Annotated in this window: 16 protein-coding genes; 6 read left to right on the forward strand and 10 right to left on the reverse strand. The window is 76.4% G+C overall.

Annotated features, from left to right (window positions below; all coding sequences use genetic code 11):
• Positions 1-16 precede the first annotated feature (16 nt).
• From IE219_RS13945 to IE219_RS13970, 6 genes are all read left to right on the forward strand, one after another.
• A complete protein-coding gene (locus IE219_RS13945) occupies positions 17-1324 on the forward strand; it encodes an ADP-ribosylglycohydrolase family protein (RefSeq protein WP_229849751.1) in 1308 nt (435 codons plus the stop codon).
• On the forward strand, positions 1305-2456 hold the full coding sequence (locus tag IE219_RS13950; protein WP_189977008.1) for an ADP-ribosylglycohydrolase family protein: 1152 nt from the start codon (positions 1305-1307) through the stop codon (positions 2454-2456). The genes IE219_RS13945 and IE219_RS13950 overlap by 20 nt, the downstream gene beginning before the upstream one ends.
• Positions 2457-2662: 206 nt before the next feature.
• Positions 2663-4024 (forward strand): ADP-ribosylglycohydrolase family protein, encoded by a 1362-nt coding sequence (locus IE219_RS13955; protein WP_189977309.1) that lies wholly within the window; start codon positions 2663-2665, stop codon positions 4022-4024.
• Positions 4021-4941 carry a ribokinase gene (gene rbsK / locus IE219_RS13960; protein ID WP_189977009.1) on the forward strand — a complete coding sequence of 307 codons (921 nt, stop codon included), beginning with the start codon at positions 4021-4023 and terminating at the stop codon, positions 4939-4941. Before IE219_RS13955 ends, rbsK begins: the two co-directional genes overlap by 4 nt.
• Entirely contained in the window at positions 4938-6140 is a 1203-nt protein-coding gene (locus tag IE219_RS13965) for a CaiB/BaiF CoA transferase family protein (protein ID WP_189977010.1), read from the forward strand. The genes rbsK and IE219_RS13965 overlap by 4 nt, the downstream gene beginning before the upstream one ends.
• Positions 6137-6952 carry an HpcH/HpaI aldolase/citrate lyase family protein gene (locus IE219_RS13970; RefSeq protein WP_189977011.1) on the forward strand — a complete coding sequence of 272 codons (816 nt, stop codon included), beginning with the start codon at positions 6137-6139 and terminating at the stop codon, positions 6950-6952. Before IE219_RS13965 ends, IE219_RS13970 begins: the two co-directional genes overlap by 4 nt.
• An 85-nt stretch (positions 6953-7037) precedes the next feature.
• On the opposite strand, the gene lgt is transcribed toward IE219_RS13970, so the two are convergent.
• The 10 genes from lgt to IE219_RS14020 all read right to left on the reverse strand — a co-directional run bounded on the left by lgt (position 7038) and on the right by IE219_RS14020 (position 15653).
• Positions 7038-8078, reverse strand: a complete 1041-nt coding sequence (gene lgt, locus IE219_RS13975; RefSeq protein WP_189977012.1) for a prolipoprotein diacylglyceryl transferase — start codon at positions 8076-8078, stop codon at positions 7038-7040.
• Between the two features lie 68 nt (positions 8079-8146).
• On the reverse strand, positions 8147-9001 hold the full coding sequence (locus IE219_RS13980; RefSeq protein ID WP_189977013.1) for a DsbA family protein: 855 nt from the start codon (positions 8999-9001) through the stop codon (positions 8147-8149).
• Positions 9002-9076: 75 nt separating this feature from the next.
• Complete coding sequence (trpA, locus tag IE219_RS13985) at positions 9077-9898, reverse strand: tryptophan synthase subunit alpha (RefSeq protein WP_189977015.1); 822 nt, start codon at positions 9896-9898, stop codon at positions 9077-9079.
• Positions 9895-11133: a tryptophan synthase subunit beta gene (gene trpB, locus IE219_RS13990; RefSeq protein WP_189977017.1), complete on the reverse strand. Its 1239-nt coding sequence runs from the start codon at positions 11131-11133 to the stop codon at positions 9895-9897. Before trpB ends, trpA begins: the two co-directional genes overlap by 4 nt.
• Before the next feature lie 188 nt (positions 11134-11321).
• Complete coding sequence (trpM, locus tag IE219_RS13995; RefSeq protein ID WP_229849765.1) at positions 11322-11558, reverse strand: tryptophan biosynthesis modulator TrpM; 237 nt, start codon at positions 11556-11558, stop codon at positions 11322-11324.
• A gap of 7 nt (positions 11559-11565) precedes the next feature.
• Positions 11566-12375 carry an indole-3-glycerol phosphate synthase TrpC gene (gene trpC, locus IE219_RS14000; protein ID WP_189977019.1) on the reverse strand — a complete coding sequence of 270 codons (810 nt, stop codon included), beginning with the start codon at positions 12373-12375 and terminating at the stop codon, positions 11566-11568.
• Between the two features lie 130 nt (positions 12376-12505).
• Positions 12506-13036: a DUF2752 domain-containing protein gene (locus IE219_RS14005; protein WP_189977021.1), complete on the reverse strand. Its 531-nt coding sequence runs from the start codon at positions 13034-13036 to the stop codon at positions 12506-12508.
• 87 nt (positions 13037-13123) lie between these two features.
• Positions 13124-13378, reverse strand: coding sequence for an HGxxPAAW family protein (locus tag IE219_RS14010; protein WP_189977023.1), 255 nt, complete (start codon positions 13376-13378; stop codon positions 13124-13126).
• A 118-nt stretch (positions 13379-13496) separates the two neighbouring features.
• Complete coding sequence (locus IE219_RS14015) at positions 13497-14147, reverse strand: TIGR02234 family membrane protein (protein ID WP_189977025.1); 651 nt, start codon at positions 14145-14147, stop codon at positions 13497-13499.
• Positions 14148-14153: 6 nt separating this feature from the next.
• Positions 14154-15653, reverse strand: a complete 1500-nt coding sequence (locus IE219_RS14020) for an anthranilate synthase component I (protein WP_189977027.1) — start codon at positions 15651-15653, stop codon at positions 14154-14156.
• Between the last annotated feature and the right edge of the window lie 6 nt (positions 15654-15659).

A 15659-nucleotide genomic window follows, 5' to 3' on the forward strand; every position in this document is an offset into this window, starting at 1 on the left:
GCCCGACACCGCGCCCATGGACGCCCCACCCGCCCCGGTCGGCGTCCCTCCCGTCCCGGCGTCCGGCGTCCTCCCGGTGCGGCCCGGTGCCCGGGGCACGCCCCCGCCGGGCACCGGGCCGAGGGCCGCGCGCCCCCGGGCCGGTGCCGCCCCGGCCCCCGTCCCGTGTCCGTCCGCCGGGTCCCGGCGGGACCGGGTGGAGGGGCTGTTGCTCGGGATCGCCGCCGGGGACGCCGCCGGGTGGCCCGCCGCGCGGCACCGGGCGGCGCGGATGCCCGAGTGGACGCGGCGCCTGACCCGCGAGCTCGACACCTTCGCGGAGCGGAACGCGACGACGACGCTGCCCGTGCCCATCGCCCTGAACCAGCCGCCCGAGCCGCTCCGCCTCGGCCCCTCCGACGACGCCGAGTGGGCGGCCTTCACCGCCGAGGCGGTGCTCGCCTCGGCCGGGCCGTCCTTCGCCGCGCTGCCGCCCGGGCGCCGGGCGCGCGCCGCCGTGGACCTGGCCTGGAACCACCTCGCCTGCCAGGTCGCCGCCGCGGCCGACCGCGCGCCGGAGGTCGAGTCGGCGGTGCTGCCGCTGCGCGCCCGGATCTCGGTCCGCGCCGGGCTCGGCAACCTCGCCACCGGCCTGCGCCCGCCCGCCACCGGCCACGACAACCCGCACTACTTCGACGACGCCGCCTGCGTGCGGGCCGCCGTCCTCGCGGTCGTCCACCCCGGCGATCCGCGCGCCGCCGCCGCGCTCGCCGAGTTCGACGCCCGGTACACCCAGGACGGCGACGGGGTGCACGGGGCCCGCGCCACGGCGGCGGCCGTCGCCGCGGCCCTCGGCGGCGCGGACACCCGCGCCGCCGTGGACGCCGCGCTCGCCGAGCTGCCGCCCGGCACCGAGATCGGCCGCAACGCCCGGCACGCCGTGGCGCTGGCCCGTACCGCCGGTTCCGCCTTCGAGCTGGTCCCGCTCCTGGAGCACCAGATCGTCGACCACGTCTACAGCTACGGCGTGGCCGCCGCCGAGACCGTCCCGGTGGCCCTGGCCCTCGCCACCGCCGCGCGCGGCGCGCTGGCCCGGGCCGTACCGGCGGCGGCCTGCCTGTCGCGGGTGGCGGACTCGGCGCCCGCGCTGGCCGGGGCGCTCACCGGCGCGCTGGGCGGCGGGCGTTCGGTCCCGGCGAGCTGGCGGGACGCCTGCCGGACCCTCTCCGGCTGCGCGCTGCCCCGGCTCGCCGGGACGGACCTGGTGGAACTCGCCGGGCTGCTGGCAACCGTGGAACCGGCCCCCCTCGATGGACAATTCGGGCATGACACCCACACTGGATGACCGGATCACCGGCAGCCTCCTCGGCGCCGCCGTGGGCGACGCCCTCGGCGGCCCCGTGGAGGGGTACGCCCCCGAGCAGATCGCGGAGCGCCACGGCGGCCGGGTCACCGGCGTCGTCGGCCCCTGGAACGGCGACGACTGGCGCACCGCGCGCCCGATCGCGCCGTACCACAAGGGCGACGGGCACGTCACCGACGACACCCTGATGACCCACGCCCTGGTCCGGGTGTACGCGAAGGTCCGCGACCACCTGGACGCGTACGCGGTCGCGGACCACCTGGTCCCCGAACTCATGGACGCCCCCGTGTGGATCCCCGAGCTGGAGGCGGAGGCCCTGCCCCTCCAGCGGGTCTTCCTCGCCGAGAAGTGGATCGTGGCCCGGCTGCACTACGGCCACGCCGACCCGCGCGAGGCCGGCACCGGCAACATCGTCAACTGCGGCGCCGCGATGTACATGGCGCCGGTCGGCCTGGTCAACGCGGCCGACCCGGCCGGCGCCTACGCCGAGGCGCTGGACGTCGCGGGCGCCCACCAGTCCTCGTACGGCCGCGAGGCGGCGGGCGTCTTCGCGGCGGCGGTCGCGGCGGCCTGCGCCCCCGGCGCGACCCCCCGCTCGGTGGTGGACGCGGCCCTGGCCCTCGCCAAGGACGGCACCCGCGCCGCGATCGGCGCGGTCGCCGAAGCCGCCGAGGGGCACCGGGACTTCGAGTCCGCGCTCGTCCCGCTGCGCCGGGCGGTCGCCCCGTACGACTCGGTCGGCCCGGACTACCGCCGCCCCGGCCTGGACGCCCGCCGCCCCTCCCGGCTCCACTCCATCGAGGAGCTGCCGATCGCGCTCGGCATGCTGCTGGTCGGCGAGGGCGACTACCGCCGTACGGTGCTCGGCGCGGTCAACTACGGCCGCGACTGCGACTCGACCGCCGGCATGGCGGGCGCGCTCGCGGGCGCCCTGCACGGCGAGGCGGCCGTCCCCGCCGCGTGGGCGAAGCGGATCGCGGAGGCGAGCCGCCTCGACCTGCACGCCCCGGCGACGGCCCTGGCCGCCGTGGCCCGCGAGGTCTTCGCCCGCGACGCGGCCCGCCACCGCGCCCGCGAGACCGCCCGCGCCGCCCTGACGGGCACCCCCCGATGACCTCCCCCGCCACGACCCCCGGCGCACCCCCCACCGGCCCGGCCGCCCCCGGCCCCGCCACCACGCCCGGCCCCGGCCCCGCCTCGGCACCCGCCCTCGCTTCCGGCCCCGCCACGGCGCCCACCGCCGCTCCCGACCCCGGCCCCGCCTCGGCACCCGCCGCCCCCGGGCCAGGGGCCACCGGCGCGGCCGGCCGCCCGGCTGGCCTGGTCCGGGTCACCTGGGTGCAGCCCGAGGACCTCGTCGGGCACGAGCTGCGGCAGGCCGCCGAGGACGGGCGGGACGCGCGGAAGATCGCGGCCCGGTGGGCGGCGGCCGGCGGGGATCCGGCGCCGACCGCCGCCGGGGCCTCGGCCGCTCCCCGCCCGGAGCTCCGGCCGCTCGCCGAGGAGCTGCTCGACGCCCTCGCCGCGCTCCCCCGCCCGCACGCCGCCGACGAGCCCACCGCGCTCGGCGCGATCCGGGCGGCCTGCCCCGGCTGGCCCGGCTCCCCCGGCGGCCCGGTCCGCCCCGGCCTGTACGACCGGCTGCACGCCGCCTGGCTGGGCCGGGCCGCCGGGTGCCTGCTCGGCAAGCCGGTCGAGAAGCTGCCGCTCGACGCGATCCGGGCACTGGGCCGGGCGGCCGGGAACTGGCCGCTGGACGGCTGGTTCACCGCGCGCGGCGTGCCGCCGGAGCTGCTGGCCGCGCACCCCTGGAACCGCCGCTCCGCCGCCACCTCGCTCGCCGAGACCATCGACGGGATGCCCGAGGACGACGACCTCGACTTCCCCCTGCTGGGGCTGCTGCTGCTCCGCCGCCACGGCCGCGCCTTCACCACCGCCGACGTGGCCCGGCTCTGGCTCGACGAACGGCCCGCAGGACGCCTCTTCACCGCCGAGCGGATCGCCTACCGCAACCTCCTCGACGGGGTGGAGCCGCCGCTGACCGCCGTCCGCCGCAACCCCTTCCGGGAGTGGATCGGCGCCGCGATCCGGGCCGACGTGCACGGCTGGACCCGGCCCGGCGACCCGGCCGGGGCCGCCGCCCAGGCGCACCGGGACGCCGTCCTCAGCCACACCGGGAACGGCGTGTACGGCGCCCTGTTCACCGCCGCGACCGTCGCCGCCGCCGCGGGCGGCACGACCGACGTGCACGGGGCGCTGGCCGCTGGCCTCTCCGTCGTCCCGCCCCGCTCCCGGCTGGCCGAGGCCGTCCGGTACGGCATCGCCACCGCCCGCGCCGTCCCCGCCCTCGACACGGTCGTGGACCGGCTGCACGCCCGCTACGGCGGGTACCACTGGGTGCATGCCGTACCGAACGCCGCGCTGCTCGCCGCCGCCCTCACCCACGCCGACGGCGACTTCACCCGCTCCGTCTGCGCGGCCGTGTCCGGCGGCTGGGACACCGACTCCAACGGCGCCACCGCCGGTTCGGTCGCCGGTCTCCTGGCCGGGCACCCGGACCGGCTGCCGGCCCGCTGGACCGCGCCCCTGCGCAACCGGCTCACGACCTCGGTGGCGTCCTTCGACGGCACCGGCTTCGACACCCTCGCCCGTCTGACCCTTCTGGAGGCGGTCCGCCCGTGACCGGCATCGTGGTGCTCGGCAGCACCAACATGGACCTCGTCGCCTACGTGCCCCGGGCCCCGGCCCGCGGCGAGACCGTCACCGGCCGCGCCTTCCGCACGGTCCCCGGCGGCAAGGGCGCCAACCAGGCGGTCGCCGCCGCCCGCGCGGGCGGCGAGGTCGCCATGATCGGCGCGGTCGGCACCGACGACTTCGGCGTCCGGCTCCGCGCCGTCCTGGAGCACTCCGGCGTCGACACCGACCTGCTGCGCACCGCCGAGGGGCCGTCCGGCACCGCGCACATCGTCGTCGACGACGAGGGCGGCAACGCGATCGTCGTCGTCCCCGGCGCCAACGGCTCCGTCACCTCCCTCAGCCACGGCGACGAGGCCCTGATCGCCACCGCCGGCCTGCTCCTCCTCCAGCTCGAACTCCCCCTGTCCGCCGTCACCGAGGGCGCCGCGCACGCCCGCGCCGCCGGGGTCCGCACCGTCCTCACCCCGGCCCCCGCCCGGCCGCTGCCGCCCGAACTCCTCGCCGCCACCGACCTGCTGGTGCCGAACGAGCACGAGGCCGCCGCCCTCACCGGCCGCACCGACCCGCACGCCGCCGCCCGCGCCCTCCTCGACGCCGTGCCCGAGGTGGTCGTCACCCTCGGCGCGGCCGGCTGCCTGTACGCGGCCCGGGGCGCCGCGCCGCTCGCCGTGCCCGCGCCCCGGGTGCGGGCCGTGGACACCACCGCGGCGGGCGACACCTTCGCCGGGGTCCTCGCCGTCGCCCTCGCCGAGGGCCGCCCCGTCCCCGAGGCCCTGGCCCGCGCGGGCACGGCCGCCGCGCTCTCCGTCCGCCGCGAGGGCGCCTCGACCTCGATGCCGTACCGCGCCGAGATCGAGGCGGCGCTCGCCGACCCCGCGACCCTGGAGGCCGATCCCGCATGACCACCGCCCCCGCGCCCGCCCCGCTGGAGGGGCTGCGCGTCCTGGACCTCGCCACCCTCTTCGCCGGGCCGCTGGCCGCCATGATGCTCGGCGACTTCGGCGCCGACGTCGTCAAGGTCGAGCACCCCCGCAAGCCGGACCCGTCCCGGGGCCACGGCCCCGCCAAGGACGGCATCGGCCTGTGGTGGAAGGTCCTGGGCCGCAACAAGCGGACCGTCACCCTCGACCTGTCCTCCCCCGGCGGCCGGGACGCCCTGCTCCGGCTGGCCGCCGACGCCGACGTGGTCGTGGAGAACTTCCGCCCCGGCACCCTGGAGCGCTGGGGCCTGGGCTGGGAGGAGCTGTCCGCGGCCAACCCCCGGCTGGTGCTGGCCCGCGTCACCGGCTTCGGCCAGTTCGGCCCGTACGCCCGCCGGCCCGGCTTCGGCACCCTCGCCGAGGCCATGAGCGGCTTCGCCGCGATCACCGGCGAACCGGACGGCCCGCCGACCCTGCCCCCGTTCGGCCTCGCCGACTCGATCGCCGCCCTCGCCACCGCGTACGCCGTGATGACGGCGCTCACCGCGCGGGCCGCCACCGGCCGGGGCCAGGTCGTGGACATGGCGATCATCGAGCCGATGCTGTCGGTCCTCGGCCCCCACCCCCTCTGGTACGACCAGCTCGGCTACGTCCAGCCGCGCACCGGCAACCGCTCCCGCAACAACGCCCCGCGCAACACCTACCGGACCTCCGACGGCTCCTGGGTGGCCGTCTCCACCTCCGCGCAGTCGATCGCCGAGCGGGTGCTGCGGCTGGTCGGCCGCCCGGAGCTGATCGACGAGCCGTGGTTCGCCGACGGTGCCGGCCGCGCCGCGCACACCGAGCTCCTCGACGAGGCCGTCGGCTCCTGGATCGCCCGGCACACCCGCGAGGAGGCGATGGCCGCCTTCGAGAAGGCGGAGGCGGCCATCGCCCCGGTCTACGACGTCCGGGACGTCCTCGCCGACCCGCAGTTCCGGGCGCTCGGCACGGTCACCGAGGTCCCCGATCCGGAACTGGGCCCGCTCCGCATGCAGAACGTCCTCTTCCGGCTCTCCGAGACCCCCGGCGCCATCCGCTGGGCCGGCCGCCCGCACGGCGCCGACACCGACGAGGTCCTCGCCGAGGCCGGTCTCACCCCCGCCGAGATCACCGGCCTGCGCGCCCGGGGCGCGGTATGAGCCCCCGCCCGCCCGCCCCGCTCCCCCTCACCTGGCTGTACGCCCCCGGGGACCGGCCCGAGGTGGTCGGCAAGGCGCTCGGCTCCGGCGCCGACGTGGTCATCGTCGACCTGGAGGACGCGGTCGCCGCGGACCGCAAGGCGTACGCCCTCGCCGCCACCGCCGAGCTCCTCTCCGACCGCCACCCCGTCCCGGTGCACGTCCGGGTCCACACCCCGCGCGACATCCCCGTGCTCGCCTCCCTCCCCGGCCTGTCCGGGCTCCGTCTCCCCAAGGTGGCACACGCCTCCGACATCCACCGGATCACCGAGCTGGCGCCGGGCCTCCCGCTCCACCCGCTCCTGGAGAGCGCCCTCGCCGTGGAGCAGGCGTACGCGATCGCCACCGCCCATCCGGCGGTCCGCGGCCTCTCCCTCGGGGAGGCCGACCTCCGGGCCGACCTGGGGGTGCGGGAGGACAGCGGGCTGGACTGGGCGCGCGGCCGGGTCGTGGTCGCCGCCCGGGCCGCCGCGCTGCCGCCGCCGGTGCAGTCGGTCCACCCGGACGTCGGGGACCTGGAGGCGCTCGCCGCCGGGTGCGCCCGGGGCCGGGCGCTGGGCTTCCTCGGCCGGGCGGCCATCCACCCCCGGCAGCTCCCGGTCATCGAGCGGGCCTACCTGCCGACGCCGCAGGAGGTGGAGGCGGCCCGCGCGGTGGTCGAGGCGGCGGCCGCCGAGCCGGGCGCGCTGGCCCTGGCGGACGGCCGGTTCGTGGACGCGGCGGTGGTGGCGGGCGCCCGCCGGGTCCTCGCCCTGGCGGAGCGGCCGGGCTGAGCCGCCCGCGTCCGCCGGGGTACGCGAAGGGGCCGCCGGGACCTGGTGGTCCCGGCGGCCCCGGTGTTCCGGTGCGGCGGGCGGTTCAGCCCTTGGCGGCCGTCCCCGCGCCCCGCTCGGCTCCGTCGGCCTCCTCGGAGGCGTCCTTCTTCCCGTCCGGGGAAGCGTCTCGGGAAGCGTCCTCGGAAACCGCGCCGGCGTCCTCGGCCGCGTCCTTCGGAGCCTCCTCGGCGGCGTCCTCCGCGGCGTCCTTCTCCGTGTCACCGGCGTCACCGGCGTCCCCGGCGGCCTCCGCGGCCTCCGCGGCCTTCTGGGAGCGCGGCTCGACGATCTCCTCGCGGCCCGGGCGCACCCGCGCCGAGACCACGATGTAGACGACGGCGAGCAGGAAGACGAGGATCGCGGTCCACACGTTGAGGCGCAGGCCCAGGATGTGGTGGGCCTCGTCGACGCGCATGTACTCGATCCAGGCGCGGCCCACGCAGTAGGCGGCCACGTACAGGGCGAAGGCGCGGCCGTGGCCGAGCTTGAAGCGGCGGTCGGCCCAGATGACGAGGAAGCCGACGCCGACGCACCACAGCGACTCGTAGAGGAAGGTCGGGTGGTACAGGCCCGCGACGCGGTTGCCGCTCTCGCTGATCTCCAGCGCCCACGGCAGGTCGGTCGGCTTGCCGTACAGCTCCTGGTTGAACCAGTTGCCCCAGCGGCCGATGGCCTGGGCGAAGACGATGCCGGGGGCGATGGCGTCGGCGTAGGCGGGCAGGGCGATGCCCCGGCGGCGGCAGCCGATCCAGGCACCGACCGCGCCGAGCGCGATGGCGCCCCAGATGCCGAGGCCGCCCTCCCAGATCTTGAAGGCGTCGACCCAGTTCTCACCCTCGCTGAAGTACAGCTGGTAGTCGGTGATCACGTGGTACAGGCGTCCGCCGACGAGGCCGAAGGGCACCGCCCAGACGGCGATGTCGGCCACGGTGCCGGCGGTGCCGCCCCGGGCGATCCAGCGCTTGTTGCCGAGCCAGACGGCGACGAAGACACCGAGGATGATGCAGAAGGCATAGCCGCGCAGCGGGATCGGTCCGAGGTTGATCACGCCGGTCGACGGGCTGGGAATGTAGGCAAGGTCCATGGCAGGACCGACGCTACCCTGCCGGGCGGGCGAAGCGGCAGCCCGCCCGGCAACGTCTGCATAACCAATCAGCCCGCGGAGGGCGTTCCGGTGGCGGCGGAGGGCGCCGCCGAGGGGAAGGCCGTGCCGGGCTTCTTGCCCTTGTTGGCCTCGGCGACCCACTTCTTCAGGTTCGCCGGGGAGATCTGCTCGGCGCCCTTGGCGGGGAAGACGGACTCGCCGTTGAGCAGGACGGACGGGGTGCCGCGGAAGCCGCCGTTCTGGAAGGCCTGGTTGGCCTTCTCGACCCAGCTGTCGTGGGTGCCGCCCTCGACGCAGGAGCGGAAGGACGGGGTGTCGAGGCCCGGCACCTTGCCGGCCAGCTCGATCAGCTTCGCGTTCTCGCCGAAGGCGTCGTCGGTCTCCTGCGGCTGGTTGATGTAGAGCGTGTCGTGGTACGCCGGGAACTTTCCGGCGTCCTGGGCGCAGGCCGCCGCGTTCGCCGCGCGCAGCGAGCCGCTGCCGCCCATGTTGCCGTCGATGAGGGTGGCGAGGTGGTACTCGACCTTGAGCGCGCCGGACGACTCCAGTTCGTGGACGGTGTCCCGGAAGACGTTCTCGAACTGGGCGCAGGCCGGGCAGCGGAAGTCCTCCCAGACCTGGAGGGTGGACGGGGCGTCGGAGGCGCCGACCGGGATGGCCGGCTTGTCGCCCTCGATCGAGCCGGCCGGGGCGACGACGGGGCCCGCCTTGTCGGAGCCGCCGTCCTTGCCGGCGTTGGCGGCGATCACGCCGACGACGGCGGCGAGGCCGAGGACGCCGACCACTCCCGCCGTCACGATCAGGACCCGGCGCTGCTTCTCCCGGGCCTTCTCGCGCTCGCGCTGCTGCTGGAGGCGCTCCCGCGCGCTCTGGTTCCTGCCATCACGGTTCTTCTCGCTCACGCCCACAGCAACGAACCGGGGAGGCGCCACCGCGCCTCCCCGGTCCGATGTCCACCCGAACGGGCGACCTCGCGGTCACCGTGTGCGGCGCACGCCCTCCGCGAGTTCGGCCGCCAGTTCCTTTACGGCGGCGAGCCCGGCGGCCTCGTCGCCGTCGGCGTCCAGGATCCGCTGGACGAAGGCGGAGCCGACGATGACGCCGTCGGCGAAGGCGGCGACCTCGCGGGCCTGGTCGGCGTTGGAGACGCCGAGGCCGACGCAGACCGGGATCTTCGAGGTGACGCGGGTGCGGCGGACCAGGTCGGCGGCCTGCTCGCCGACCGAGGCGCGGGTGCCGGTGACGCCCATCAGGGAGGCGGCGTAGACGAAGCCGGAGCCGGCCGCCGTGATGGTGGCGAGGCGCTCGTCCCGGCTGCTGGGGGCGACGACGAAGACGGTGGCGAGGCCGTGCTTCTCGGCGTGCTCGCGCCACAGGGCGGACTCCTGGACCGGCAGGTCGGGCAGGATGCAGCCCGCGCCGCCGGCCGCGGCCAGCTCCTCGGTGAAGCGCTCGACGCCGTACCGGTCGATGGGGTTCCAGTAGGTCATGACGAGGACCGGCTTGCCGGTGGCCTCGTGGGCCTCCTCGACCGTCCGCATGACGTCCGCGATCCGCACGCCGCCGCGCAGGGCGATGTCGTCGGCGGTCTGGATGACCGGTCCGTCGAGGACCGGGTCGCTGTGCGGGAGGCCGACCTCGACGATGTCGGCGCCGCCGTCGAAGGCGGCCTTGATCGCCTTGATGCCGCCGTCCACGGTCGGGAAGCCGGCCGGGAGGTAGGCGATGAGCGCGGCCCGGTCCTCGGCCTTCGCCCGGTCCAGGGTGTCGGCGAGCAGCTGGATGTTCCCGGTGGTCACTTGGAGCCCTCCCCGTCGTACAGCCCGAAGTAGCGGGCGGCCGTGTCCATGTCCTTGTCGCCGCGGCCGGAGAGGTTCACGATCATGAGCCCCTCCTCGCCGAGTTCCCTGCCGAGCTCCAGCGCCCCGGCGAGGGCGTGGGCCGACTCGATGGCCGGGATGATGCCCTCGGTGCGGGAGAGCAGGCGCAGCGCCCGCATGGCCTGGTCGTCGGTGACCGCGCGGTACTCGCCGCGGCCGCTGTCCTTGAGGTAGGCGTGCTCCGGGCCGATGCCGGGGTAGTCGAGGCCGGCCGAGATGGAGTACGGCTCGGTGATCTGGCCCTCGTCGTCCTGGAGGACGTACGACCGGGAGCCGTGCAGGATGCCGGGCTCGCCGGCGGTGAGGGTGGCCGCGTGCTCGCCGGTCTCGATGCCGTGGCCGGCCGGCTCGCAGCCGACCAGGCGGACCCCGGCGTCGGGCAGGAAGGCGTGGAAGAGGCCGATGGCGTTGGAGCCGCCGCCGACGCAGGCGACGGCCGCGTCGGGCAGCCGGCCGGCGCGCTCCAGGATCTGGCGGCGGGCCTCGACGCCGATGACCCGGTGGAAGTCGCGGACCATGGCGGGGAAGGGGTGCGGTCCGGCGACGGTGCCGAAGAGGTAGTGGGTGCGGTCGACGTTGGCGACCCAGTCGCGGAACGCCTCGTTGATGGCGTCCTTGAGGGTGCGGCTGCCGGAGGTGACGGCGACGACCTCGGCGCCGAGCATCCGCATCCGGGCGACGTTGAGCGCCTGGCGCCGGGTGTCGACCTCGCCCATGTAGATGGTGCAGTCGAGGCCGAAGAGGGCGCAGGCGGTGGCGGTGGCGACGCCGTGCTGGCCGGCGCCGGTCTCGGCGATCACCCGGGTCTTGCCCATGCGCCGGGTGAGCAGGGCCTGCCCGAGCACGTTGTTGATCTTGTGGGAGCCGGTGTGGTTCAGGTCCTCGCGCTTGAGGAAGATCCGGGCGCCGCCGGCGTGCTCGGCGAACCGGGGCACCTCGGTCAGGGCGCTGGGCCGGCCGGTGTAGTTCGCCATGAGGTCGCCGAGCTCGCGGGCGAACTCGGGGTCGTGCTTGGCCTTCTCGTACTCGACGGCGACCTCGTCGACGGCGGCGACGAGGGCCTCGGGGATGAAGGTGCCGCCGAAGGCGCCGAAGTACCCCTCGGGCGAAGGGACCTGGCCCTCCGGGTCGGGGACGAAGAACTCGTGGGACATGCGGATGCTGCTCCTCGCGGGGCGATGCGGTCGGATTGAGGACGTGACTCGCTTCGTACGCGCGCGTGGCGGTGCCGCCGCCGTTTTGCGGTGGCCGGTCGTTCCGCTCGGGGTCCCCCTGGACGAAGTCCTCGGGGGAGGAACGGGTGGGCACACCGGGACGGCGGGTGCGGCCCACGAGGGGCCGGTCAGGAGGTCGCGCGCGAAGGACGGGCGCGCCATCGCATGCCCGGGACCGTGCCGGGCTCGGCGCCGATGCAGTGGCGGACCCGGCGGCCGTGGATCCGGCGGGCGGGCGCCCGGCAGCCCCGGGGCCGGCAGCCCCGGGCGAGCCGGGCGTGGGCCGGGGCGGCGGCCGTGCGCACGCCGACCGGCCCGCGGGCTGCGGAGCCCGGGGTGGTCGGCACGGCGCGGCGGAGGGTCACGGCGGGGTCAGCTCCGGCCGTGCCGCAGGGCGGGGTGGGCGCCGGCGGCGACGAGGTCGGCGACGGCGGTGCGCGGGTCGCGGCCGGTGACGAGGGACTCGCCGACCAGGACCGCGTCGGCGCCGGCGTTGGCGTACGCGATGAGGTCGTGCGGGCCCCGGACGCCGGACTCGGCGACCTTGACGATGCCGGCCGGGATCTCGGGGGCGACGCGCTCGAAGGTGGAGCGGTCGACCTGGAGGGTCTTGAGGTTGCGGGCGTTGACGCCGATGATGCGGGCGCCGGCGTCGACGGCGCGCTCGACCTCCTCCTCGTCGTGGACCTCGACGAGCGGGGTGAGCCCGATGGACTCGGCGCGCTCGATGAGGGAGACGAGGGCCTCCTGCTCCAGGGCCGCGACGATGAGGAGCGCGAGGTCGGCTCCGTACGCCCGGGCTTCCCAGAGCTGGTAGGCGGTGACGATGAAGTCCTTGCGCAGCACCGGGATGTCGACCTTGGCGCGGACGGCCTCCAGGTCGGCGAGCGAGCCGCCGAAGCGGCGCTGCTCGGTGAGGACGGAGATGACGGCGGCGCCGCCCGCCTCGTAGTCGGCGGCGAGGCCGGCCGGGTCGGCGATGGCGGCGAGGGCTCCCTTGGACGGGCTGGAGCGCTTGACCTCGCAGATCACGGTGACGCCGTCGCCGCGCAGCGCGGCGACCCCGTCCTTGGCCTGCGGGGCCTTGGCGGCCCGCTCCTTGAGCTCGTCGAGGGTGACCCGCGCCTGCCGCTCTGCGAGGTCGGCGCGCACGCCGTCGATGATCTCGTCGAGCACACTCACGCGAGGGGCCCCCTTCCGGGACGGTGACGGTTCTGCGGAACCCTGGGAACACGGTTCGGCCCTGTCGATGGTATCCGCAGGTGGCCCTCTGGTCCGCATCGAGCCGCGCGGTGTCCCACGGGCTGGGACCTCAGGGGACCAGAGCGGAGCCGAACGGCAGGTTCCGGATCAGCGTGAACAGCGCGGTCAGGGTGCCGAGCGCCCACCACCAGGCGGGGTGGAGCGCGATCCGGCTCGGCGTGCCGCGGACCGCGCGAACCAGCCAGACGGCGAACAGGACGGCGCAGAGGGCGTAGCCGGCGACGGCGAGGGCGTTGGCGCCGAGGGCGGCGGCGAGGTCGCCGTGGGCGACGGCGTGGGCGCTGCGCAGGCCGCCGCAGCCGGGGCAGTACAGGCCGGTGAAGCGGAGCAGCGGGCAGACCGGGTAGTGGCCGGGCTCGTTGGGGTCGACGGCGCCGACGTACGCGAAGGCGGCGGCGGTCCCGGCGAGGGTGCCGAGCGGGGCGAGCAGCCTGCGCGCGAGGGGCCGCCGCCGGAAGGCCGCGGCCTCCTCGGCCGCCCGGAGCCCGGGGTGCCACGGCGGGGCGGGCGCCGTCCCGGGGCCGGGCGCGCCCCCGGCGGCGGGGGGCGGGGTGGTCTGCGGTGTCGGGTCGGCGGTCACGCCGTGATTCTCGCCCGGGACGCACGACGGCGCAGCCCGGCCGGGCCGGACTGCGCCGGCCGGGTGGGACCGGGGGTCACATCGTGGTCAGGCGGCGGCCTTGATCGCGGCCGTCGCGCTCTCGCGGGCCTCGGCGACGGCCTGCGACTGCTTCGGCATGCCGAGACCGGCGGCCTTCATCCCGAGGCCGACGACGCCGCCGAGGAGGATGACGCCGCAGCCGGCCCAGAAACCGGGCACGTTGGCCGCCACCATGAAGACTCCGGCGACGCAGAAGCCGATGAAGGAGATGATGACACCGGTCCAGGCGGCCGGGGTGTGTCCGTGGGCGCTGCCCGACATGAGTTGCTCCTCGTAGATGTTGCTCGGTGGCGGCCTCGAAGCCGACGGCCGTCACGTGGTGACGGCGCCATTCTTCCGCACAAGGCGCCGCGAAGGTGACTCGGGGGGTCCCGGACGATCACGCGTCGCGCGTCGGGTCCTCGCCCCGGTCGAGCGCCTTCCACAGGTCCTCGGGCCGGTCGGGGTCGCCCGCGGCCGGGCGGCGGGCGGCGCGGGGGGCGCCGGCGCGCTCGTAGCGGCCGCCCATCGCGGGCCACGTCCGGCCGAAACGGAGGGCGAAGAGGCCCGCGAGGAGGATGAGGAGGGCCCCGGCGGCGGTCACGTACGGCCAGGCCGTGTGGGTGAGGCCGGCGACGGCGGAGGCCGTGTTGCCGCTGACCCGGGCGGCCTCGGCGTCGAGGGCGGCGCTGTCGGAGGCGCCGAGGAAGGCGGCGAGGGCGGCACCGGCGCCGCTGAGGGCGAGGAGCCCGGCGACCAGGAGGCGGCCGGTGCGGCGGACCGCGAAGACGGCGACGAGGGCGGCGAGGCCGACGATCGCGAGGGCGGTCGGGACGCCGGTGACGGTGCCGCCGTCGGCCTCGACGGGCACGGTGCCGCCGGCGACCGCCGCGGTGCCCTCGGCCCAGATCTGGCCGGTGGAGAGCAGGACGACGGTGGCGCCGAGGGCGCCGAGGAGCAGGGCGACGGCGAGGCTCCGCCGGCCGCCGGGGGAGGCGGCCTGGCGGGCGGCTCGGGGCTGGGGTACGGGTACGGCGGTCACGCCTTCCACTATCCCCTACCGGGTCGGCGAACCGTTCATCCGGTTGGCGGTGTGGACCGCGCGCAGGACGGCGGCGGCCTTGTTGCGGCACTCGGCGTCCTCGGCGGCCGGGTCGGAGTCGGCGACGACACCGGCTCCGGCCTGCACGTACGCGGTGCCGTCGCGCAGCAGGGCCGTACGGATGGCGATGGCGGTGTCGGAGTCGCCGGCGAAGTCGAGGTAGCCGACGCAGCCGCCGTACAGGCCGCGCCGGGAGGGCTCCAGCTCCTCGATGATCTGCATGGCCCGGGGCTTGGGGGCGCCGGAGAGGGTGCCGGCCGGGAAGCAGGCGGTGAGCACGTCGAAGGCGGTGCGGCCCTCGGCGACCCGGCCGGTGACGGTGGAGACGATGTGCATGACGTGGGAGTACCGCTCGATCGACATGAAGTCGACGACCTCGACGGAGCCGGGCTCGCAGACCCGTCCGAGGTCGTTGCGGCCGAGGTCGACGAGCATGAGGTGCTCGGCGCGCTCCTTGGGGTCGGCGAGCAGTTCCTCGGCGAGGTCGTGGTCCTCCTGCGGGGTGGCGCCGCGGTGCCGGGTGCCGGCGATGGGGTGGAGCATGGCCCGGCCGTCCTCGACCTTGACGAGGGCCTCGGGGCTGGAGCCGACGACGTCGAAGCCGTTCTCGAAGCGGAAGAGGTACATGTACGGGGACGGGTTGGTGGCCCGCAGGACCCGGTAGACATCGAGCGCGGAGGCGGTGCAGGGGGTCTCGAAGCGCTGCGAGGGGACGACCTGGAAGGCTTCGCCGGCCCGGATGCGCTCCTTGACGTCCTCGACGGCGTCCTGGTAGGCGGGGCCGCCCCAGAGGGCCGAGTACGCGGGGAGCTCGGAGGCCGGGAGGGCGGCGGGGACGCCCGCGACGGGGCGGGCGAGGTCGGCCTCCATCGCGTCGAGGCGGGCGACGGCGTGCGCGTACGCCTCGTCGACGCCGGTGTCGAGGTCGTTGTGGTTGATCGCGTTGGCGATCAGCAGGACCGTGCCGTCCCAGTGGTCGAGGACGGCGAGGTCGCTGGTGAGGAGCATGGTGAGCTCGGGGAGCTCCAGGTCGTCGCGGCCGTGCTCGCCGATCTTCTCCAGGCGGCGGACGATGTCGTAGCCGAGGTAGCCGACCATGCCGCCGGTGAAGGGCGGCATGCCGGAGGCGAGGTCGCGCGGGGTGTGGAGGGTCTCGACGGTGGCGCGCAGGGCGGCGAGCGGGTCGCCGTCGACGGGGACGCCGACGGGCGGGGTGCCGAGCCAGTGGGCCTCGCCGTCCCGCACCGTGAGGGTGGCGTCGCTGCGCACGCCGACGAAGGAGTAGCGGGACCAGCTCCGGCCGTTCTCGGCGGATTCGAGGAGGAAGGTGCCGGGGCGTTCGGCGGCGAGCTTGCGGTAGAGCCCGACCGGGGTGTCGCCGTCCGCGAGGAGCCTGCGGCTGACGGGGATGACGCGGCGGTCGGCCGCCAGCTTGCGGAAGGTGTCGAGATCCATGGCGCC

Source organism: Streptomyces termitum, from assembly GCF_014650175.1.
Taxonomy (GTDB): Bacteria; Actinomycetota; Actinomycetes; order Streptomycetales; family Streptomycetaceae; genus Streptomyces; species Streptomyces termitum.

Coding starts and splice junctions, on each gene's coding strand:
- IE219_RS13945 (WP_229849751.1), top strand. CDS start 17: ATGGACGCCCCACCCGCCCCGGTCGGCGTCCCTCCCGTCCCGGCGTCC.
- IE219_RS13950 (WP_189977008.1), top strand. CDS start 1,305: ATGACACCCACACTGGATGACCGGATCACCGGCAGCCTCCTCGGCGCC.
- IE219_RS13965 (WP_189977010.1), top strand. CDS start 4,938: ATGACCACCGCCCCCGCGCCCGCCCCGCTGGAGGGGCTGCGCGTCCTG.
- IE219_RS13970 (WP_189977011.1), top strand. CDS start 6,137: ATGAGCCCCCGCCCGCCCGCCCCGCTCCCCCTCACCTGGCTGTACGCC.
- lgt (WP_189977012.1), bottom strand. CDS start 8,078: ATGGACCTTGCCTACATTCCCAGCCCGTCGACCGGCGTGATCAACCTC.
- trpB (WP_189977017.1), bottom strand. CDS start 11,133: ATGTCCCACGAGTTCTTCGTCCCCGACCCGGAGGGCCAGGTCCCTTCG.
- IE219_RS14010 (WP_189977023.1), bottom strand. CDS start 13,378: ATGTCGGGCAGCGCCCACGGACACACCCCGGCCGCCTGGACCGGTGTC.
- IE219_RS14020 (WP_189977027.1), bottom strand. CDS start 15,653: ATGGATCTCGACACCTTCCGCAAGCTGGCGGCCGACCGCCGCGTCATC.